This is a genomic window from Nonomuraea sp. NPDC049400 (genome assembly GCF_044466425.1).
Taxonomy (GTDB): domain Bacteria; phylum Actinomycetota; class Actinomycetes; order Streptosporangiales; family Streptosporangiaceae; genus Nonomuraea.
On record NZ_JBITMP010000055.1, the window covers coordinates 50,524 to 71,557 of the forward strand.

The 21,034-nt window shown below is 68.5% G+C and carries 13 protein-coding genes; 6 read left to right on the forward strand and 7 right to left on the reverse strand.

What is annotated here, in order from left to right:
• Positions 1 to 368 precede the first annotated feature (368 nt).
• The 3 genes from ACIBVN_RS49730 to ACIBVN_RS49740 form a co-directional block, all read right to left on the reverse strand.
• Positions 369 to 2,345, reverse strand: a complete 1,977-nt coding sequence (locus ACIBVN_RS49730; protein WP_397148023.1) for a hypothetical protein — start codon at positions 2,343 to 2,345, stop codon at positions 369 to 371.
• Between the two features lie 97 nt (positions 2,346 to 2,442).
• The gene (locus ACIBVN_RS49735) at positions 2,443 to 5,541 is read right to left on the reverse strand and encodes a hypothetical protein (RefSeq protein WP_397148025.1); all 3,099 of its coding nucleotides are present in this window, start codon (positions 5,539 to 5,541) and stop codon (positions 2,443 to 2,445) included.
• The gene (locus ACIBVN_RS49740; protein ID WP_397148027.1) at positions 5,541 to 9,920 is read right to left on the reverse strand and encodes a hypothetical protein; all 4,380 of its coding nucleotides are present in this window, start codon (positions 9,918 to 9,920) and stop codon (positions 5,541 to 5,543) included. Before ACIBVN_RS49740 ends, ACIBVN_RS49735 begins: the two co-directional genes overlap by 1 nt.
• Before the next feature lie 1,145 nt (positions 9,921 to 11,065).
• On the opposite strand from ACIBVN_RS49740, the gene ACIBVN_RS49745 reads away from it, so the two are divergent.
• Positions 11,066 to 11,665, forward strand: a complete 600-nt coding sequence (locus ACIBVN_RS49745) for a hypothetical protein (protein WP_397148029.1) — start codon at positions 11,066 to 11,068, stop codon at positions 11,663 to 11,665.
• Here the strand turns inward: ACIBVN_RS49745 and ACIBVN_RS49750 are convergent.
• From ACIBVN_RS49750 to ACIBVN_RS49760, 3 genes are all read right to left on the reverse strand, one after another.
• Positions 11,662 to 12,309 (reverse strand): hypothetical protein, encoded by a 648-nt coding sequence (locus ACIBVN_RS49750; RefSeq protein ID WP_397148031.1) that lies wholly within the window; start codon positions 12,307 to 12,309, stop codon positions 11,662 to 11,664. The two genes, ACIBVN_RS49745 and ACIBVN_RS49750, sit on opposite strands and share 4 nt — an antisense overlap.
• A 164-nt stretch (positions 12,310 to 12,473) precedes the next feature.
• A complete protein-coding gene (locus tag ACIBVN_RS49755) occupies positions 12,474 to 12,698 on the reverse strand; it encodes a hypothetical protein (protein WP_397148033.1) in 225 nt (74 codons plus the stop codon).
• Between the two features lie 797 nt (positions 12,699 to 13,495).
• Entirely contained in the window at positions 13,496 to 13,822 is a 327-nt protein-coding gene (locus ACIBVN_RS49760) for a hypothetical protein (protein ID WP_397148035.1), read from the reverse strand.
• 335 nt (positions 13,823 to 14,157) lie between these two features.
• On the opposite strand from ACIBVN_RS49760, the gene ACIBVN_RS49765 reads away from it, so the two are divergent.
• The 5 genes from ACIBVN_RS49765 to ACIBVN_RS49785 all read left to right on the forward strand — a co-directional run bounded on the left by ACIBVN_RS49765 (position 14,158) and on the right by ACIBVN_RS49785 (position 20,002).
• On the forward strand, positions 14,158 to 14,349 hold the full coding sequence (locus ACIBVN_RS49765; RefSeq protein WP_397148037.1) for a hypothetical protein: 192 nt from the start codon (positions 14,158 to 14,160) through the stop codon (positions 14,347 to 14,349).
• Between the two features lies 1 nt (position 14,350).
• On the forward strand, positions 14,351 to 15,121 hold the full coding sequence (locus tag ACIBVN_RS49770) for a DUF6338 family protein (RefSeq protein WP_397148039.1): 771 nt from the start codon (positions 14,351 to 14,353) through the stop codon (positions 15,119 to 15,121).
• 13 nt (positions 15,122 to 15,134) lie between these two features.
• Positions 15,135 to 18,917, forward strand: a complete 3,783-nt coding sequence (locus ACIBVN_RS49775) for a CHAT domain-containing protein (RefSeq protein WP_397148041.1) — start codon at positions 15,135 to 15,137, stop codon at positions 18,915 to 18,917.
• 30 nt (positions 18,918 to 18,947) lie between these two features.
• Positions 18,948 to 19,157 (forward strand): hypothetical protein, encoded by a 210-nt coding sequence (locus ACIBVN_RS49780; protein WP_397148043.1) that lies wholly within the window; start codon positions 18,948 to 18,950, stop codon positions 19,155 to 19,157.
• A gap of 113 nt (positions 19,158 to 19,270) precedes the next feature.
• Complete coding sequence (locus ACIBVN_RS49785) at positions 19,271 to 20,002, forward strand: HNH endonuclease family protein (RefSeq protein ID WP_397148045.1); 732 nt, start codon at positions 19,271 to 19,273, stop codon at positions 20,000 to 20,002.
• Between the two features lie 261 nt (positions 20,003 to 20,263).
• Here the strand turns inward: ACIBVN_RS49785 and ACIBVN_RS49790 are convergent, their stop codons facing one another.
• Positions 20,264 to 20,491: a hypothetical protein gene (locus ACIBVN_RS49790; RefSeq protein ID WP_397148047.1), complete on the reverse strand. Its 228-nt coding sequence runs from the start codon at positions 20,489 to 20,491 to the stop codon at positions 20,264 to 20,266.
• Positions 20,492 to 21,034: the final 543 nt, after the last annotated feature.

Sequence of the window (21,034 nt, forward strand, 5' to 3'; positions counted from 1 at the left end):
GGAGCTCCCGCGCCGCCCCTGGGATTCCTACCGCTACTATCCCGCGATCCGAGAAAACACCAGGCCGCGATCGGAGCCGCATCACGGCATGCTGCGGAGACGTGTCGCCAGGGTGGCGTGGCAGCGTCTGGTGCCCACCGTGCTCGCCGCCAACCCGGCCCACGCGTCGGCTAGCCAGGTGCTCCACAACCTCAATCGGGACCTCCAGCGGATGAAGCAGGAACCGATCACCGCTCCGCGTTCCGTCGTAATCTGCGGTCCATGCCGCAGGCCGTACAAGCCAGTCAGCGCGCCTTTCGTGCCTGAAAAGATCATCAAGCTCTGACTTGGAAAGGGAACCAAGAACTCCAGATGACGATCGAATTGGGTTAGTCGTCCCACTGCGCGGCGATCCAGACGTCCTGCTGTTCGCCGTGCCAGGTGATGCGACCGGCGGTAACGGGGCATTCTGAGTCGCCGCCGAACTGGTCGACGACGACGATGCCGGTGGGGACGCCGTCGACGCTCGGCATGTAGTGGCGGAAGATGGGCGAGTGGCCGTAGCTCGCGGGAGGGCCGTTGCGGTCGCGTTCGAGGCGGTAGTCGTCGCGGAGGTTCCAGAACTGAAGCACGGCGCCGGGGGTGAGGAGTGTGAGCATGTCGTTGCGGTTGTCGTCGAGTTCGGCGGGCGTTGGGCTCGCGCCGGCGTGGGGCGGCCTCGTCAGAAACGCGGGCGAGAGACCGATGGCGACGATGGCACCGGGAGCGCCCGTGCCGACGTGGTCGTTGGAGAAGTTGCGCTTGGAGCCGTTCGCGGCGAGCACGGAATCGATGGTCTGCCAGAGCGTGTAGAACATCTGGCCTCCCTTGCAGATGCCGGTGCGCGCGGTGCTGCCGGTGCCGTCGATGTCGTGCGCCGGAACGTCGGCGGGAAAGAAGAGGAGCCAGATCTTTTCGAGCTCGCGGGCCTTGCCGGGCGATGCGGAGGGCACCGGTTTGGCGTTCGCCAGGATCTTCGCAGAGGCGGCGCTCCATGCGGCCGCCATGAGGTCGCGCGTGACTTTCGAGGTCTTCGCGCCCTCTTTCGTCAGCCGGCCGCCGGTGATCCGATGATCCACGAACGCGCGCGTCGCGCGGCGCAGGGACATGTACGTGCACCGCAGACCTCCAGGCTTCGGGAACACAGGGTCAGCGAGGATCTCCTCGCGCAAAGGGCGGCGGAGGATCACGTGTGTCGGCGCCGTCGCCGAGAGCGGGATGGGCGTGGTGCCGCTCTTGACGTTCCATGCGTTTGCTGTCGAGCCGGCCAGGAACGTCGTGGCGGTCCCTGCGGGCGCGAGGATCGAGTTCAAGGTCAGCGACGGTAGCGGCGGCTGCGGCACTGCGGGGTCCTGCGGCACGTAGACGACGCCATGGGCGGGGATCGGCAGGACGATCGACGCGCCGGGCCCGGTGTTCACCTCAGCGCTGCGCTGCGGGAACTGCACCGAGAAGTTCGGCACGTTCTGCCAGGTGCGCGTGAGCGTGAAGGGGAAGTAACGGCGTCCGGGCTGGAGAACCAGATCGGCAAGCGGATCGGTTGCCGCCGCGTCGATCAGGTGCGGGCGCAGCAGCCGCAAGACGTGGCGCGCAGGGATCCCGCCGTTGCTCGGGTGGAGCGGATCCTCGCGGGAGGCACCGGGCGCGAGGAGGTCCATCGCGGATAGGGGACTGTCCTGGGGAGGCTGCGTGCGCGCGATGTGGATCGTGAGGGTGACCTTGCCGTCGACGGCCATGACCACGGCTGGCATCGCATGCGCGACCACGTCGTCGGTGGCTGCGGTCGCCCCGAGGCGCAGTTCAGGTGAATAGATTCCCTTCAGGAAGTTCGACACCGCGTGTTTGGGCCAGTCGGCGCTGGACGGCTTGATTACCGTCGTCGGGCCTTTGATGTCCGCCTTCTTCAGGCCCGACAGGAGCGTTGTGAGCATGAAGGTCTCCGTGAGCTGTACCGGCGCGTACCAGGCGATGTTCGGCTGCACCTCGAGCGCCGCGCCATGTTCACGGATCCCTGCTTCGGCGGCGATGTCCTTGACCTTGACCCGCAGCGATCCGCGCGTCCGCCAGGTCGCGTATCCGGCAGGCGTCACATCGGTGGCGCCGGGCTCCGGCAGGGTGCCCGGCGCGGCGGGATCGGCCAGGTAGAGCAAGGAACCTGGGAATAGGGCCCGAATCTGGGGCGGACCCGCCGCCGGATTGGTGATGGTGAAGTCGATTTTGAGCACCTGCTGCGCGCTCGTCAGCGCGGCCTCCGTGATGGTGACCGACGCTGGATCCACCCGCGCCTGGTCGGTCGCGTTGAGAAAGAATCGCAGAAAGTCCCTCATGGCGCTGACGCCTCAGTGATCCCGTTAACCGCGCTGGTGGCTTGGCATGATGCCATCTGTGCCCCGTTTGTGGCCGAAAAGATTCGAAAGAAGTTGCTCATGGCACCGTTGTCTCCACAATCGCGCTGCGAGCTTCGCGCGTCGCCGTGCGGGCGCGAAGCTGATATGCCCAGGTCCCGGTGGTCAGGCCGCTGTCGTCGTCGTGCGCTACGGTCGTCCCGTCGAGCGCAATGACCTGCTCGAATCCGAAACGCCCCGGCGCGCGGCGATGAAGGAGGAGCGTGTCGTAGGCTCCGGCGTTGGTCCAGGCGAGATGGACCGAACCGGTGGCCGCGTCCCACACCGCGGTGACATCGAGCGGCGGGTCCGGTGGTGTCGCTGAGATTGCGGCGCCGGTCCGCACGGCCGATGGCAGGCTCCGGATCGAGCGGCGGGCAGTGCCGGATGGGTCCCCCGGATCGAGCGCCTCGCGCACGGCGATCACCCGGTACTCGTAGCGGCGACCCGGGACCCGGCCGGGGTGCACGAAACGGAAGCGTCCCCCGGCCGGCGCGGTACCGCGTGCGAGCACGCCCGCGATGGTGAACGGGATCGCGGCGCCGCTCTGGCGGACCTCGACGTCGAAGCGGACGTCCGCCTCGAGTGCGGCCTGGGTCCACTCGACGGCGATGGCGCCGTTGATGTCGTCCGGGTGCGTCGCGACCACGCGGGTGAGGTTCGGTGCCGGCGGCGGGCGCACGTCGGGTACGTACACCGGACCGATCACACCCGAGAACGCGCCGACCACCCCCGCGGCGGAGACGGCGCGCACGCGATAAACGGCCCGCGTGGGCGCACGGCCGGGAAGGTCGTCGACGTAGTGCGTTCCGAATACGTCCCCGCTGCGCAGTTCGAACGCGCCCGGCTGTGCGGCGGCGAGCGCACGGATTTCCGCGTCGCTGGTCGCGACGGTGGCCCCGGCCAACGCGCCCTCGAGCGCACGCCAGACCTCGTAGCGGATCGCGCCCGCAGCCGGGGCCCAGGCGACGTCGAACCGTGCCGCTTCGGCGTAGTTCGCCGCGGACGTGGCCCACAGGCGCACGGAGGAATCGACGCTCGTCGTCGGCGCGTCGGGGACGGTCATGAGCCGCACTGACGCTGTGAGGACCGCCGCAGCGCTCTCGTTCCCGCGCAGCCCGAGCAGCGCTGGATCGGACGCCGGAAGTGCCGGACTCTCCACGTACGGCGTGGCGTCGGCGGCGGTCACGTGGAGTGCCAGGCTACCCGCCACGAAGTCGGCGGGTACGGCGACGGTCGCCAGGAGGTGGTGGGGCGGGAAGAAAAGCGCCGGCGATCCGATAATCGTCGCGACCGGATCGGCGAGGCCGAGCCAACGCGCCCACGCCTCAGCCCCCGGACTCTCTGCGGCCGGAGGAGTCAGCCGGTAGCCATCGGCCGTCCGCTGGGCGTCGAACGTCGCGCGGAGCAGGTGGAGATAGAGCCGCCCCGACGCTGTCGAGGGATCGGGGGACAGGAGCACGCGGATGTCGCCGGGGTCGATCGAGGCGAGGTTCGCGACGCGCGCCGCGGTGGCGGGCTGCCGCTCGAGCCGCGCCACCCGCGTGAGCGCCGTCGATGGGCCCGGCACGAAGACGATCCCGGTCACGGCAATGGCCGGTGCCCGGCCGGCGCACCGCCGCACCGTCATGGTCGCGGCCGCACCCGCGCCGTGCGACACGATCACGAACTCCCCGTTCGGTAGGACCAGTCGCCGTCCGGCGTGCGCGTCCGGCGGCCCCGCCAGCTGTGCCACACGGATCGTGCAGATCAGCGGATCCGCCGAGAGCAGCGCAGTCACCTCGACCGGGACCGCGTCGAGCCGTGTGAAGCTCGCGGCTAGGCGGAAGTCGACGACGTCCGGGCTGATGAAGTCCTGCCCGGCGGCCCAGTCGATCTCGATCTCGGCCGTGACGCTCCCGTCCGGGCTGACGGTCAGCCCCTGCCCGCCCACGAGCCTCGCGCGCGGAGGCACGGGCGCGAGGTCGTCGTGGTGCCGCACCGTCGCGCGGGTCCCCGTCTTTGAGACGAACCCGAGCAGGCTCATGCCCTTCACGTCGTAGGCGTAGTGCCCCTCCAGGCGGGGCCAATCCATGCCGGGACGGTCGACCGTGTGCGGCTCCGCGGCGGGGCGCAGGAGCGGCTCGCCGTCGAAGAGCGGCGTGAAGCTCGCATCTGCTGGCAGAGCTGGCGTGGCCACGTGCTCGGCCGTGTGGGCGCCGAAGTCGAAGCGGTCGACGAAGTACAGCGCCGCATCGTAACTGATCAGCCTGGGCGACGGCGCGGGGGCGCTCCACGAGAGCGCGGTGAACGCCGCGGGCGCGCGTGGAACCAGCGAACTTGCGGGCAGCGGCACGCCGTCACCGTCCGTCGGCGCGAGCGCGGGAGGGGGAATCCAGTCGCTGAACGCCCCGAACGCCGGGTGCGCGACGTCTCCGGGGATGCGCGTGGCCGTGACCACGGTGGGCGGTGCAGGCTCGCACGGGGGTTTCGGCACGTCCAGTTCGGTCGTCGACGTCCCGGTCTCGGACCACACTCCCGTGATGTGGTAGCTGACCTCGGCGCTCCCGGCAGGAGCGAGGTCGTCGGTCGCCAGACCGAAGAGCACCGCGTATTCGAAGCGGAGCGCGAGCGCGAGCAGGTACGCGGTGCAGCGCGAGCGGTAGAACGCGATCAGCGCCGCGCGCGCCGTAGGGTCGCCGAGCAGCGTCGCGAGCGAAGGGGCGTGCCCGTTGGGCCAGAAGGTCCAGGCGAGCGCCGGATCGCCGGCGTGGATGTGGCCGAAAAAGTCTGCGGCCTTCTTCACAAGCCCGGGCAGCTCTGCCTCATCCGTCCCTGGAGCCGCCAGGCCGATGATCGGCAGGAGGTATTCCAGGTTCGCTGGGAGGAAGTCCGGGAAGTAGGGCCCCATCGATGGGCGCCGCAGGGCTGCGGCGGCCTTGAACGTCGCCCAGTCCTTGGTCGGAGGCAGGAAGTACCGTCCCACGACCACCGGTGCGGGGACACCCGCGACGACGCGCTGGAGCACGAACCCCTTCGGCGGAAACCCGAGATCGGGCCGTCCCGCCCAACGCACACCGAAGACCCGCTCGTTGTTCCCCGGCAACGAGCCCCGCAAGCATGCGATCACATGGATGTCAGTCCCCGCCACGAGTGCCATCACGCACCTCCTACGACGACGAGGTCGACGACCTCGTCAGAGGTGTTCCCGGCGATTGCCAGAATCGGCAGCGCCGCGCCGGCGTTGCGCCGCCACGTCAAACGCACGTGGAGCGATCCGAACTCGAACGCCCCGGCCTGCGGCGTCACCAGCAGCCGGGTGCCGTCCACATTCGCGAGCGCTGTCGTGGCCGCTCCATCGACGGCGATGGTGAGGCGCGTGCCGTGCTCGAACGGCTCGGGAGCCTCCAGGAGGAGGGCCACCCATGCCGTTCTCGCGGGGCTCAGGATCGGCGTCACGGTGAAGTGATCCACGTAGGCGACGGTCTCCACGCCGATCGCGCGTGCGCACGCGTCGAAGTCTGTGCCGGCAAGCGCGCCTGCGGCCGTGCGCGCCGCCGCGATCTCACGGTCGCGCGTCACGAGATCGGTGAACGTCGCATAGCGCGATGTGGTGAAGCCCCAGCTCGCCAGCGCCTGCGCCGGCCGTGCGTCCGACACGAGCACCGCTGTGTACTGCGAGTTCGGCGTGAGGTCGACCGCCATCAAACGCCGCACCGTGTCTGCCGGCAGCGGCAGCGGCAACGGCTCGACACAGTCGTTGTCCACGTTCGTCTTGATGATCTGCTCCCAGGCCCAGAGCGTCGCGGACTTGATCTCCGGGGCGGGCTCGGGGATGGGAAGGAGCACCTCCTCGCCGTCTTCGTTCAGCACCGGTTGCCCGTGCCCGTCGAAGAGCCGGATCGCCAGCGCCTCGCCGACGCTGATGTAGAGGTGCGGGACGTACCCCTCCACGAACCGGACCACGAGGTCGTAGTCGGTATAGGCCGGCCGCTTGCCGTCCGTAGGGTAGGTGTCCACGATGTAGTTGGTCAGTGCACCGTTGTACGCCGGCGGACCCGACGTGCGGAAGCGGCGCTTGGTCTGGACTGCGGTCCCGAGCGGATCGCTCGGTGTGCCGTCGGGCGCCAGCAGCCGCGGCGTGGTCTTGACCACGAGCTCGTAGGTCTGCTCCGGTCGCAAGACCCGCATTTCCGCCGGTACCGTCCACGCCTCCGTTCCGGTGAGCGTGCCGCCGAACTGCTTGGCGGCCACCCAGTCGAGCCAGCCGTGCCCCCGGGCGTAGCAGAACCTCACGAGCCGCCGCTTCGGCACGATCTTGCCCCAGATCGTGAAGATGCCGTCCGGCTCGGCTCTGACCTCGAGCCGCTCGAGCGTGCCGTCCGGCGCGATCACCTCGAGGTGGGCGACCTTGACCTTGACCTTGCAACGGATGGTCAGCCGGTCGCGCGGTTGCAGAATCAATCCCTCGGGCGGCGGCGCGCCCCCCTGGCCGATGCGCAGCTCATAGAGCGAGCCGTCGGCGAGCCAGCCGTACACCGGCTGCACGCCAGAAAGCGACAAGCACTGTTCGGTCGGCGTCGGCTCGGCGCAGTAGTCGATGTCCAGGCCGTCGACGTAGCTGTCCGAGAGCGAGCCGTCGTCGCCAAAGCGCTCTGAGGAGAGCAGCCGCAAGGTCGTGTTCGGCTCCAGCGTCTCACGCGCCCACGTCCCCCAGAGCGGTACCGCCTCGCGCACGCCATCGGGATCGCGGACGAGTTCGACCGCGTCGAGCAAGAAGGCCGCCGCGAATCCCGATTCTTCGCCGACCGTGAGGAAGCCGCCGTTCGGCAAGGCGACCGCCTCGTTGAACCGACCGGTGAGATCGACCATCGGTTTGGCGAAGTCGATCGCCACGCCGCAGTGGGGGGCAATCACCGGAGTCGACGATGCCTCGAGCGCCACGATGCCGTCCTCGACGCGCTCCGGCGGCCCCGCCACGCGGAACGGCGTCCAGTGTCGGGGCGTCGCGCTGGTGCGGCGGAGTGGAAGCTCCAAGATCGGCGGAAGGACCTGCTTCCAGTCGAAGTCGAACGACTTGCAGATGTCCCAGAAGAGCGCTTCGATACACGCCTCGACCTCCAGGTGCACCTCAAACGGGCGCCTTACCCGCGCGCGCGCCTCGCCGCTGAGGCTGAGGCCGACCGAGACCCCCTTGTATCCGGCGGAGATCCGCCCCGACAGTGCGAGCGACCCCTCCCACTGCGACGGCTCCCAGAAGAGCGCCATTTCCGCCCGCCCGCTGCCCTTGACCTCGACGTAGAAGCCTCCCCTGCTCTTGCGGAGATCGATGCCGACCTGGATCCCCGTGACGAGCCCCCGCGCGGCGAGCCGGAACCAGAACCCGCCCGAAAAGAGCCACTCCCCGTTCCACTTGAGCGCCTGCGCGACGACGCGCTTCCCATTCTCGTCGCGCCCGATCTCAAGGTAGAAGGCGCTCCGGTCGTTGAAATCGAAGAACGCGCGCGCTTGCCCGCTCACCGAGACGACGGAAGCGATCTCCCAGCTCGCCACGATGTCGAGCGACAAGGTCGACTCGCTTGCGGAGTAGACCATCACCGCCTCGAGCGCTCCCTCCTGCCTGCGGTTCAGCTTCGGCGGCTGCTTGAGGAAGTTCGCCTTTGCGTGCAGGAGGATCGTGAGATCCGGGAAGGCGACGACAAGCATCCCCTTCGCGTTGATCGCGAAACCCTTGTCCATCGTCCCGATGACGATCCCCGCGCCGAGCGCGCTCTGCCCTCGAGCCGGCACCCACTTCGTTCCCGCTGTGATCCCCACCGGGTCCTTCATCAAGAGCGCATAGAAGCGCTCGTCCGGCGGCAGCGCCGGGTCCACGTCGAGCCGCATCTGGTACGCGATCAGCCCCTGGAACCCGTAGATCGCGAGCCCCGAGCCGCCGACGGGGATCCCGGTCGGCAGGAGCTTCGCGTCGGCGAACAGATACAGGTAGACGAACGGCTCGGGCGGCAGGTCCTCCTTTCCCACCACGACTGCGACATCGAGCATCACGTCAAGCGCGGGGATCTCGACCGTCCCGCTCCCCCGGAACTGCACCACCCCCGCTTCATCGAAGTACGCAACGGAGAGCACCGCGGTGAAGCTCCCCGGCACGCCGAACTCGATCCCGATCCCCTCGAACCGCACGTCCGCGCCCGTACCCGACCCCGGAGTCCACTCGATCACCAACCCTTCGACCGCTGCCCCCGCCGGGATCCCCTCGACAAGCACAATCTCCGCACACAGCGCGATCTGCAGGCGCTCGACGGATCCCGCCGCGTGCCCGACCCGGAACTTCGACACCGACAGCCGCGCGAAATGCCAGTTCACCACCATCGGCGTCGCAAACGTGATCCCGCCCCCGTCCGCGATGTGGAACTTCCCGTCCGAGCTCACGCCAATCTCGTCGAACGCGACCTTGGGCCAGTCCGCGCCCGGCACCTGTAGCTGCAGTGCCCCTGAGAACCAGCACGACCACACCGCATCGACCCGCGAGATGCGAAGCGACGCAAGATCAAACGCGATGACCCCCGCGAACTCCGTGGTGACGATCGCCTCGGGGCTGCCTTCCGCCTCGGGCGGCTGCACCGCCGACAGCGTCCCCGTCAGATCGCCATCCCCACCGAACGCGACATCCACGCCGAGCCATTTCTCCTCGTCGCCGTCCTCGAGCGCCTCGATGCGGAGATCGCAGCCCAGCGTCGCGTCCAGGATCGCGTTCTGGTCCACGTCGATCCGCAGCTCCCGGAACCGGAACGGAAACCCCAAGAGCTTCCCACGCACCGGATGCTCCGCATCGGCAACAACCGCGACCACGCCCGTGAACCCCGTCGTCCCGATCCCCGCATCCGTCATCTCCACCGTCAGCGACGACCCGGGATCCAACTCCAGATACTCCGACGGGATCATTACCCCCAGCTTCGCGAACGCGACGCCCTGGAAGTCCGTCTGGTCCTCCAGAAACTCCGGCGGATCGGAGCCCCCGAACACGGGCCGCACGTCCGCAGCCTCCACCACGATCTCCGTCCCGCAGAGATACGCCGGCGCCAACGTCCCCCCAACAAAGTTCTCGAGCGTCAAACCTCCCGCCCCCACGCGCAAATCCCCCGACACAGAAATCTCCGCGGCACCGCCTGTCGCCACGTCCCGCAACACGTGCCGCGACACCCGCACCCCTACCGTCACCTCCCGCAACGCCAACGAGAAGTCCGGCCCGAGCACGATCTCCGCATTCGCCGTGGTCAGCCCCGCCCCCGCCGACCCCAGCACCACCACAAACGCATCCGTCCCCGGAGGCGAAAGCACAAGCTCTCCCGCCCAGACCAACCACACATCGAACACGAGGTTCTCCCCGTCCCGATACAGCGTCGCGTCCGTGTAGTAGAGCCCCTCGAAGACCTCGCTGATCGCCTCCACCGGCAGAAACTCCGCCAGCGGAAAATCCGCCACCGCGATCAGATCCCCAAGAGGAAACAGTGCGCGCCCTGTCAGATCGAACGCCATCCCCGTGCTCCCTCCCGCGCCGCGGGCCCAACAGCTCCCTCCATGCTCACAAGATCCACCCTCTCCACGGTCTGCAGGCCAGAGGACCGCCTGTGCGTGCGACAGACCGCGATGCCGGCAGACTCACATGCCACGCCCCGCGAGCAGCAGAGCGCCCCTCGCACGTTCGCGAACCCCACCGCGATCCGCACATCCGACGCCGCAGCGCTCGATACAGCAAAGGGTTCTCCTGCATCAGACGGGTTCACGACGCGTGAAAGCGGTGCTCGGCCTGGACAACCTCAATTCGGCAGACTTGAGATCACGTCCACAGACGTGGTGTATGAGCAGATCTTCGCGAGATCCTGTTTCTGCAGGTTAAGCCGTAAGTACCTGGGGGAGTTGGTTCTACACTGGTGTGTCGCCGAGATCACGCCGATGCGGACCTTGGCGGCGAGGCGGTGGTTCACGCGTCGCTGATCGAGCCCGCTCTACGGCTACCAACTGATCAACCCTGCGAGTGGAGAGATCCGCAGCTTGCTTGGTGCTCAAGTGCTCGGTGGACCGCTAGACAACGGTGCTCTTCTGCAGGGCTGAAGTCTTCTCATGTGGTGAGACCGAGTGGATGGCCGTGGTAGCGGTCGGTCATAGAAGCACACGTCCACTGTGACGGTGACCGTCGATCCGGCGTCGGCACAAGGTACAGCGTCGCCATCCACGCGGGCGAGCAGCCGTCCCAGGGTACTGGCGGCCAGCCGTACCGTGCGGGGGCAAGCTGGCTCAGGCGCGCGGATCTGGGTCCTATCCGGTGCGCCGCCCCGGCGGCTGCGCGGATCGGGCACCATGTCCAGGGCTCAGCCAGAGCCAGCAGATCGAGCAGATCGGTCAGTGGGTCGGCGAGGTGACGTGCTCCGGGTGGCGGGCGAGCACGTCGATCGGGGATGAAGGCACGCGAACGCGGCCCCTGTTCGTGATCGACTGGTCGAGACGATCGACGATCATCGGGCATCGCGTTTGTCATTCGCGCCAGGGTGCCTCCAGCTAAATGGCCGTCTCAGGCTCTTGTATGTCGCACCAGCCGAGAACGCTTCAGCCCTGCTGACCGCCCCAAACGAGGCGTCGTACAATACCCTGTGGCAGCGAAACGGAACCGGACATTTCGTGACTTGTGGAGCGTTGTCTCTCTGCTGACCGCGGCGCTGGCGCTTGCGTTGCTATTCCTCTGGATTTTGCCGCTGGTTTTGACCCGGCATCCCTCGTATGGCATGACAGCGGCGGAGCAGCTGAAGGCCATCAACGATGCGCGCACGTCGCTGATCGCATTTTTGGTCGCGCTCGGCGCAGGGGGCTCCCTGGTGTTCACCCTGCGTACATATGTGCTCAATCGAGAAGGTCATGTGACCGACCGCTATACGAAGGCGGTCAGTCAGCTCGGCGATGAGGCGTCACCGGTGCGCATCGGCGGAGTTTACGCGCTCGAGCGGATCGGCAACGACTCGGCGAGGGATCGGTCCACCATCATTTATGTGCTCGGTGCGTTTATTCGAGAACGTTCGACGGCTATTCGGCAGCGGCAGGACGATCCTCCTGAGGGCGTCAAAGCCGCGCTGCGGACCGTGGGCCGGCTTCTCGAGATCTCCGATGCCAGCCTTGATCTGCGGGGCGCTGATCTGCGGAACGCCGACCTGTCCGGCCTGCCCAAGAACCGGCTGATGCTGGAAGGAGCCGTCCTCGACGAGGCACAGCTTCCGGAGGGATGCTCTTAGGTAAGTGTGACCGGTCGCTCCGCCAGGCGCGCATACTGCAGAACCAAGTCGGCCAGTTCGCCGGCGAACCGCTCGAGACGCTTCGAGAGCTCTGCTGAGGCCACCTTGAACGCCAGACGTCGTGTTTCGGCCAGGTTGACGTCGGATCGATCGATATGATGTTCGGCGTCGTGTATAAACCCTTCGATGTTGCCAACAACGGTATTGTAGATGAAAGTGACCATGCCCTCGTCGGCGTTGCTCAGATCGTCAAAGGCGTGTTTTGCCTCTTCGGCGCTCTGTCGATCCTCTTGAAACATGGCGTCGATATTCCCTGCGATGTGGCGTTGGTAGATGAGCCAAATATCGCCACAGTTCCATTTCATGTTATGGAATACAGATCCGGCCCTCGCGCCTCGGTAGTCTTGTATCAGTTCAAGGAATTTTGCCCGCGCATCTGCATCGCGGAAATCGAAATACAGAAAGCGGTTCAGCCAGCGGACCATGTTCTCATTCGCGATCAGCAGCTTGTTGGCGATCTGATACAGGTCCTCGGCCATTGCCCTGTGCTGCGGCATCGCGAGAACCGGGTTGTTGGCGATATCGCGGGCGATGCCGATGAATCGGTCGATGCTGTCCAGCTTTTGTCCCGGATAGGAGGGCATGGGAACCGCCTTTAACTATTATCGCTGCTGTCTCGCCCAACCCGCAGCATGACAGCCGATGGCCCTCGGCACCAGCACTTCCACGTCGGCGCCGGTTCATGCTGCGTCAAAGCCTGCGGCAGTCGAGGTTTGAAAGGTGGCGCTCGTCCACCGCCCGTAGCGCGTCAAAACTCGGACTCGCAGGAGAACCGCGCGGACGAGGTGGCGCTTCCGGTCAGCCAGTAGAGGGTGGGGTTGGTCAGCAGCCGGTCCCGTCCGACCTCGTCCTCCGGCGTCTTGACCGCCTTGTTCCAGTCGTGGAATGTCTCGACGATCCACGCGAGCTGCCCCACCGGAGAGTCCGTGAGGCCGTACGCGACGGTGAGCGGGCGGGTCGTCCGCACCTTCATGTAGCCGGAAAGCTCGGCGTCGAGCCGGCCCAGCTCGGTGAGGCGGGCGAAGTCCGACTCGTCCAGCCCTCAACATCGAGGACCTGGCCCTGACCGCCCGCCAGGCGCGCGTGAAGGTCAAGCGCGCCCGGCCAAGACCCCGCCGCCTCGGCCAGCCGAACCGGCCCCGGCAAGGTCGTCAGCCCCCGCGACGTCTGCTCCGACACCGGCCAGGCCCGCGCCCTGCTCGACGAGCACACCGCGCTCGCCGGTCCAGGGACGGGCCGGGACCTGCACGGATTCCGCCACTCGGCGCTGACCCATCTAGGCGAGGCCGTGGGGCCAGCCTGCTGATGCTGATGGCCAAATCCCGACCTGCCGGAACGCTCCCTCCAGCGCTTCTCCGTCTTCGGGGCTCGACGATCTTCACCGAGGGGCCTCGATGCCGAGATGGACCTGTGGGCGCTGGGATTCAGCGCCATGTGGGTGGAAGGGCACGGACCTCGACGCGCCCGCCGCGCCCTTCCACCCGGACCTCGCCAGCGGTTGAACCGCCGAGCGTTTGTAGATTCCCGTCACGTGGGAATCGTGGTTTGCGCAGGAGCGCTCGGCACCGGTTCACCGAAAAGGGGCGACCGTGCGCGCGCTCGGAAGCCGTCGTCCAGGCCGGTGGTGCTCACTAGGAATCGGACGACGTCGGCGGCTTGTTTCGCGGCCAGGCCTTGGTGTAGCGAACCGAGATCGGCTGGTTCGACACGCTGAGCCAGCGCGGTCCCGTGGTCAGCACTTCGAACAGGCGCAGTGCTAGTGGCACTCGGTCAGGCCGACGCATGACCCTGGTGATCAGCTCGCGGAGCTTGGGGTAGTAGGTCGGGCCGACGATGCCGCCGAACAGGTACCCCTTGCAATCCGCGGTCGGGGTTGGACACGTGGGCGGATCGGATGGCGTGGATGGCGTGACAGAGGCTGGCCAGGTCGAGCCACGTCAGATCGAGCACCAATGCGAGGTGGCGGGGGTTGCTCGGGTCGAGTAGGTCGGTACACGCGCGGAGATGCTCGACCAGTTGCACCAGGTTGCGGTGCTCGTCGTAAAGCCAGTAGCCGAACTGGCGGTAGTCGAGCAGCGGTTTGAATCTCTTGTCCAAGCCGGTGAAGGGTTATCGGGCGCGGCTAGACCGCGGGAGAGAGGGCGGTTTCCCCTTTCGTTGGCGGGTGTGCCCAGGAAAGACACCTTCTGAAGGCGAGCGCCAGGACGTCGCCAGTTTGGCACCCGGTATAGGGCCGCGACGGGATCGGGCACAGGCCGCTGCCCGGGGGGCCGAGCCAAGACCCTGGACCCCTACTCCTTGAGGGTGCACGCCGAGCTCTTGTGAGCTTGGTGCGGCCGATATCGCATGGGAGGAGTGGCCTGGCCAGGCGGTGACTCTACAATTTGCTCAGCAACCGGTTAGCGCAGCTCTCTCGGGAAGGGCCCTTGCCGATGGCCGAGCACTCTGACGCCCACGAGACCGGAGCCCGCAGGCGGGTGACCGAGCCGGGCGGCCTCGCCGACGAAGGCGGCGATTTCCGCGGGATCGTCCTCGAACCGGATACGGAGCTGGAGATCGTCTCCGAGCCGCCCGAGCTTCCTGCCCAGCCGCCCTTGCCTGACGCGTCGGCCGAGACGACCTGAGGTGTACCCCGGGTCGGTCGCCGCAGTGGTCATCTTCCTGCTGATCGTCACCCCCGGCGCCGCGTTCGAGCTGCTGTGGCACCGCACCAGACCACGCCGCGACGAGAGCGCCTTCATCGAGGTCAGCAGGGTGTTGCTGACCGGCGTCGTGTTCAGCGGCGCGGCCGTGGTGACGCTCACGCTGGTCCAGGCGATCGCGCCCGGCGCGGCGGCCGACCCGGTGGCGCTGCTGCGTGACGGCGCGGGTTACGTGCGGGCGCAGCCCGCCGTAGTCCTGCGGTCCGTGCTGGCCGTACCGCTGCTCGGGCTGCTGTACGGCGTCGCGGCGCACGCTCTGCTGAGCCGCGCCGCCTCGCGCAGGGTGGCGCACGAGACCGGCTGGCACACAGCGTTCAGCCGGCTCGCCGGCGCCACGTCCCGCGCGTTCCTCAGCGTGCAGCTCAAGGACGGGACGACGGTGACGGGGTTCGTGGTCGGCTACTCCACCGACGCCGATCCGGCCAAGCGTGACCTGCTGCTGCGGCGGCCGATCTCGCTGCGTCCCCCGGGCAAGGCCGTCGCCACGCAGCTGGAGCGGTCCTGGCAGATCCTGACCGTGCCGGGGAGCGAGATCAGCACGATCGCGGTGGCGTACGTGGGATCGGCGCCGCTCGGCGCGGAGGTGGGTGTGGCCGGGCAGTTGCTGGCCTGGGTGACGGCCCGTGCCTGGCAGACCTCGCTCGTGGCGGCGCTGGGTGTGGTGATCGTGCTGATCGTGCTCGCGTCTTGGTGAAGGGAGCGGCCCGATGTGGAGGCTGCGGTGGCGGCGCGCGGCGCGGGCGTACGCCAAGTTCATGATCGGCACGACCGTCAGGAGCCTGCGGGCCGAGGACCGGTGGCTGTCGCAGGAGGAGGACGAGAAGGAGCGTGCCAAGCTGCGCGCGAGCATCAGGAAGGACCTGAAGGACGAGGATCTGCTGTTCGCCGTGGGCCTGCTGCACGACACCGTCATACGCAGGCGGAACGGCGCCGAGGAGCTCGATCTGAAGGTCGCCGAACGGCTGGCCTGGTTCCACTGGTTCCGCTACCACTACCTTCCGGATATTTCCGTACAGGAGGTTGCGTACGCCTTCTCGCTCTTCCGGCGCATCGCCGAGGCCGATCCCGATCTCGTGCCCAAGCTGCTCAAGCCGCTGTTCGTCCCTGACAGCGTGATCCTGGAGTCCTGGAGCCAGGAGGAGATCCGCTGGCTGGCGCGGTTCGTGCTGGACCTGTCCAAGATCAGTGACAGCGACTCCTCCGCTAAGGAGATCGACGAGCTCGCCCGCCACACCGGCGACGTCGCCGAACACACGCTGCGCATAGCCTTACGCGCCCCCCGCCTCGACCACGACCTGCGCGCGCTGCTCATCGCGGCGCTGACCCTGACCATCGTTGACGAACTCAACGACGCCGGCATGGAGGATCTCGACCGCCTGGCCGCGCCGCTGGAGGAGTTCGTCCTGGAGTCGGTGGTCGGCCGGGCGCCGAGAGAGCCGATGGAAGCCGTCAGGCTGAGATTCCTCCGGGGCGAGTGGACCTGGCCCGACCTGCACACCGACCTCGTCACCGCCCTGGCGATGTACCGCGACTCCCGCTACCTCTACTACCATCCCGACGGCCTGATCGACGACCTCGTCTACGCGCTCGCGTACGCGCGCCTGGCCTGGAACGCGGGGCGCAATACGGTGCCCACCCTGGCGCGGATGGCGTTCGATCCGGCCTGGCCGCGGTCCCTCGATGTCAGCTTGAGTGACCTGGACATGGCCGCGAACGCCGCCACGGACCTAGCCGGCTTCACCGCACTCCGCCAGGTCCCGGCCGTGTACCGGGACTTCGCGGCCGCCCTGGCGCGCACCGCCCGGGAGATCGCCGACCGGTTCGCCCACCTGCCCACCGAGAACAGGGTCCTGCTCGCGAGCGCGTTGCTCACCGAGTTCGACATCACCGGTGACGAGAGCGTCCTGGACCGTGCGCTGGCGGAGGCCCGCACCGCGCTGGCGGATCACTCACCGTACGCCCCGCGCCGGCTCAAGGCCATCGGCGTCCTCGGCAGCGTGCTGGCCACCGTCGCGGAGCACAGGCACGACAGGGACGTGCTCGGCGAGGCCACTCGCATGCTTCGCGACGCCGTGCGAATGGCCGACCGGCTGGACCCTGACCTGGAGGCCGTCGCCGGGGCGCTGATTCACGCCATTACTGTGCCTGCCGCCTGGGACAATCCGCTGAAGTACGCTCCCGAGACCGCCGCGGAGCTGCGCGAGCTGATCCGCCTGCTGCCGGACTCCATCGCGCGTGATGCCGCGGCGGCCACCGCTCTGTCCATGGACATGCTGGGGTACATCAACCGCAATGACCTGGCGGGGCTGCGCGACATCCGCAGCGCTCTGCACAGACTCGTCGAAGAGAGGCTGACCGATCACCCCATGCGGGACCATTTCCGGCTGGTCGCCGCCTCGTCCGGACTGCTGGCGGACATGCCCGGTGGAGGGCTGCGGACCGGCATCGCACGGTTCCGCCGGACACTCGACGAAGCGACCGGGCTCGGTGCACAGGAACGGGCGTTCTGGGTCACAACGCTCACCTCCCTCATGCTCCAGGCGACCGCGACGACCCTCTCCTACGTCACCGAGTTGCGTCCCACGAGCGTGGGCGTCCTGGACCTGTCCGTCATCGACGAATGCGTCGAGATGGTCAACGGCGCCCTCGCGGAGGTGACGGCGGCCTCCGACGTGCACCGCTCCGCCGAGCTCCATCTCGGATGGCTGTTTCTGTGCCGATACCGCGAGACGCGCGAGCGGGGCGACCTCGACCGTGCCATCTCTTTGCTCGGCGAACCCTGCCCGGCCACGGCGGACCACGTGGACGTGTTCATGCGCGCGTTGAACCTGGGCGAGGCGCTGGCCGCACGCTTCCATCTCACCGGAGCCGACGCCGACCGCGCCGAGGCCGCCGCTCTCCTGGTCTCGGTGGGCGACGATCTCCTGGTCACGCCACTAGTACGCCTGCGCGCCCTGCTCGCCGCGGGGCTGCTCGCGGCATCCGCCGACCGCATGCCCGAGGCGCTGGCGGCGCTGGAGCGGGGGATCAGGCTCTCCCACGAAATCCTCCTGACGGGGCTGGAGCGCACCGGCCAGGAGTTCCTGCTGAAGCTGGTGTCGGGAAGCGTCAACGAGGCGGCCGCCGCGGCCCTGCGGACCGGAGACGCGGCCCACGCGGTCGAGCTGCTCGAAGAGGGCCGGGCCGTCCTGATCCACCAGAGCCTGGACGTACGCGGGGAGCTGGCCGGTCTGCTGTTCGACATGCCGGACCTGGGCGGCAGGCTCGCCGCGATCACCAGGGCGCGGGCCGACGCCACCGACGCGGCCAGACGCAGGGAGCTGGCGGAGGAGTGGGATGAGCTGGTGGCCGAGATCCGCGCCAGGCCGGGATTCTCCGGCTTCCTGCGCCCGCCCGCCTTCGCCTCGGTCCGGCCAGCCGACGACCAGACCATCGTCCTGATCAATCCGGCCGAGCTGGGGTCCTCGGCGATCTCGATCACCGGCGCGAGCATCCAGGTCATCGCGCTGCCCGAGCTACGCGTCGACGACCTCGCCGGTCAGGTCGGGCACTTCCACGCCGCGATCGGCCGCCGGGTCCGAGCCGGCGACGCCGCCGAACGCACGAGATCGGCGGCCATGCTGCGAGAGGTGCTCGACTGGCTGTGGCGGGCCGTCGCCCGGCCCGTCCTGGACGCGCTCGGCCACACCGGCCCACCCGGGAAAGGACGGGAGTGGCCGCGGATCCACTGGTGCCCCGCCGGGCAGCTGAGCTTCCTGCCGCTGCACGCCGCGACCGATCGTGACGGCGGGCCGGGAGCCTCCGTGCTCGATCGGGTGGTCTCCTCCTACATCCCGAGCCTGCGCGTGCTCACGTACCTGCGCCGGCGCGTGCCGCCACCGGCCGAGCAGAGATCTCTGCTGATCGTCTCGATGCCCGACACACCGGGGCTGCCGCCGCTGCCCGGGGCGTACCAGGAGAGCGCCGACCTGTCCTCTCTGGGCCTGCCCTGCCGCGTCCTGTCCGGAGCGGAGGCGACGTTCGACTCGGTGCGCCGTGCCCTGCGGCAGCACGCGTGGGTCCACTTCGCCTGTCACGCGGGTCAGGACCTGCGCCTGCCCAGCCGCAGCAGGCTCTTCCTGTCCGACCACGCGCTGAGGCCGCTGACGGTCGCCGACGTGTCCCGGCTCGGCATCACGTACGGGGAACTCGCCTTCCTATCGGCGTGCGAGACGGCACGAGGCGGGCAGGAACTGCCCGACGAGGCGATCCACCTGGGCGGCGCGCTGATGCTCGCCGGGTACCGGCATGTGATCGCGACGCTCTGGAAGGTCAAGGACGCCATCGCCGCCGACGTCAGCGCGCAGGTCTACCGGCACCTGAGGGCCGGTGAGGCGGACCTGGCGCCGTCGCGGGCCTCCGTGGCACTGCACCTGGCCACCCGGGCGCTGCGCGAGCGCCATCCGGCCGACCCCATCCTGTGGGCGCCGTACGTCCACATGGGTCCCTGACCGGTCTTGTTGTATCGGCGCGGTGTCGGTGTGCCTGCGGCACGCTCCAGGCTGTGGGGCTGGCTGCGGGCCGTCATCATCCGGCATCGGCTCCTGGCCGGGTGCGCGCGGGCCAACCTGGTCACCGCCGGCGGCAAATGGCCCCTCATCGTGTCGGTCACCCCGACCGCGTACGGCGAGCGAGCATGGCTCTGGTGCCGGGCGCCTACACCTCCTGCAGGAGTCGCTGGCCTGCGGTGACGGTGCCGGGGAAACCGAACGGTCACCACGCCGGTTGAGAGTCACCCTCACAAGGATCGCTACAGTGAGTAGTTGTTAGCTCTCTCTTTGTAGTGTTCTGTGAGAGGACCGGCATGCCCCACCCCCCACGGCGCCACGCCCTGACCGGCACCACCCTCACCGGCGCCACCCTCATGGCCAGCATGACCCTGATGGCCGCCACCCCCATTCCCGCCGCGGCGACGGCCACGCACGCGGCCCAGCACGCGCTCCTGGCGGCGGCGCAGCGGGCAGAGGGGCCGCTGCTGGCCGACGCGGTCGCCGCCTTGGCGGTGGCCACCGAGCGGCGCGAGGGCTACCAGCGCACGAGCTTCAAGCACTGGGTCGACGCCGACCATGACGGCTGTAACACCCGCGCCGAGGTCCTCATTGATGAGGCCGTCACCCCGCCGCAGGTGGGGGCCGGCTGTCGGCTGTCGGGCGGGTCCTGGAGCTCCTACTATGACAACCAGACCGTCGACGACGCGGCCCGGCTCGACGTGGACCACCTGGTCCCGCTGGCCGAGGCGTGGGATTCCGGCGCCGACGACTGGAGCGCCGCGCAGCGCGAGGCCTACGCCAACGACCTGGATCAGCCGTGGCATCTGGTCGCGGTCACCGCCCGCAGCAACAGGTCCAAAGCCGACCAGGACGTGGCCACCTGGCAGCCGCCGTACGAGCCGGCCCGCTGCCGGTATGCCGCCGAGTGGACCGCGATCAAGACCCGCTGGCAGCTGTCCATCGACCCCGCCGAGCAGAAGGCCCTGACCGAGCTCGCGGCCGCCTGCCCCACCCAGCACCTGCCCACAACCGATGATCAGCGCTGAACCATGCCGTACCGGTTCACGCTCCCACCGACCGGATGGAGAGCCAGCGCTTCCCGATAGGAGATCGCCCATGCACCGCACCAACCGACTGCTCATCCTCTCCAGCCTGACCGCCGCCGGTGATCGGAATGCGCGCAGGTCCGCGACCCGCCCGCACGAAGTGCGACACACATGATCCATTGGGCGCAAGCGTTGGCGGCACCGCCAGCGTCCCTGGCCAGCAGCCCCGGCCGCGCGACGTAGGGCCGGGACGTGGATGGGTCAGCCGTGGATGCAGGAACTGCCTGGCAGGGGTGGCACCCTCACAGTGATCCGTTTCCGGCCGCGGCGGCGGGCGGAGAACACAAGCGCGGTCACCGCCATCGCCACGAGCCCGCCCGCGGCGGTAATGACCAGCAGAACGACGTATTGCCACACGATCGGAAGGGTGTCGCGCCAGTCCTCGGCGATCTTGTTCAGGAGCACGCAGATGATGAAGAAGGTCGCCATCAAGACCGTCTACGACAGGAGACTCTTCACGGGGAGCCTTTCACGCGACAGCGGGCCGGCCGGGAGATCACCTGCCCCCCGATCAGCGTATCGCCGAGCGCGCGAAGGGCGCGCGACGGCGCGACGTCCAACACACTGCCCCAAAGAGGGGACCTCCAGGCGGGCGGGAGACGGCCATGGCCAAAGGCGCGATCCGTCCACGGCTGCACGGGTCGGACAGGCTGGTCAGCCACTCCCTCGGCAGGTACGTCAGGTCCTCAGTGTTCGGTCAGCCTGCTTCCTCGCTGACCAGCTCCAGCGCCTCCGCCTCGCTAATGTGCCGCCCACAGTTCTCGCACACGTAGTAGCCGGCCCGCGGTGGCCGGGGGGCTCGCCATGGCGCTTAGCGCCGTGAGGCCGAGGGCGGCGGCACCGAGCAGGCGGACGGTGCGCGACAGGACGGCGGGGAGTTGGGGGCGCCGTCGGATGGATGGTGCCAGATCGCTCATGAGAGGCTCCTTTGTTGAGCCTCAAGTGAACGGCGGCTGTCGGGCGGGCGCCTGA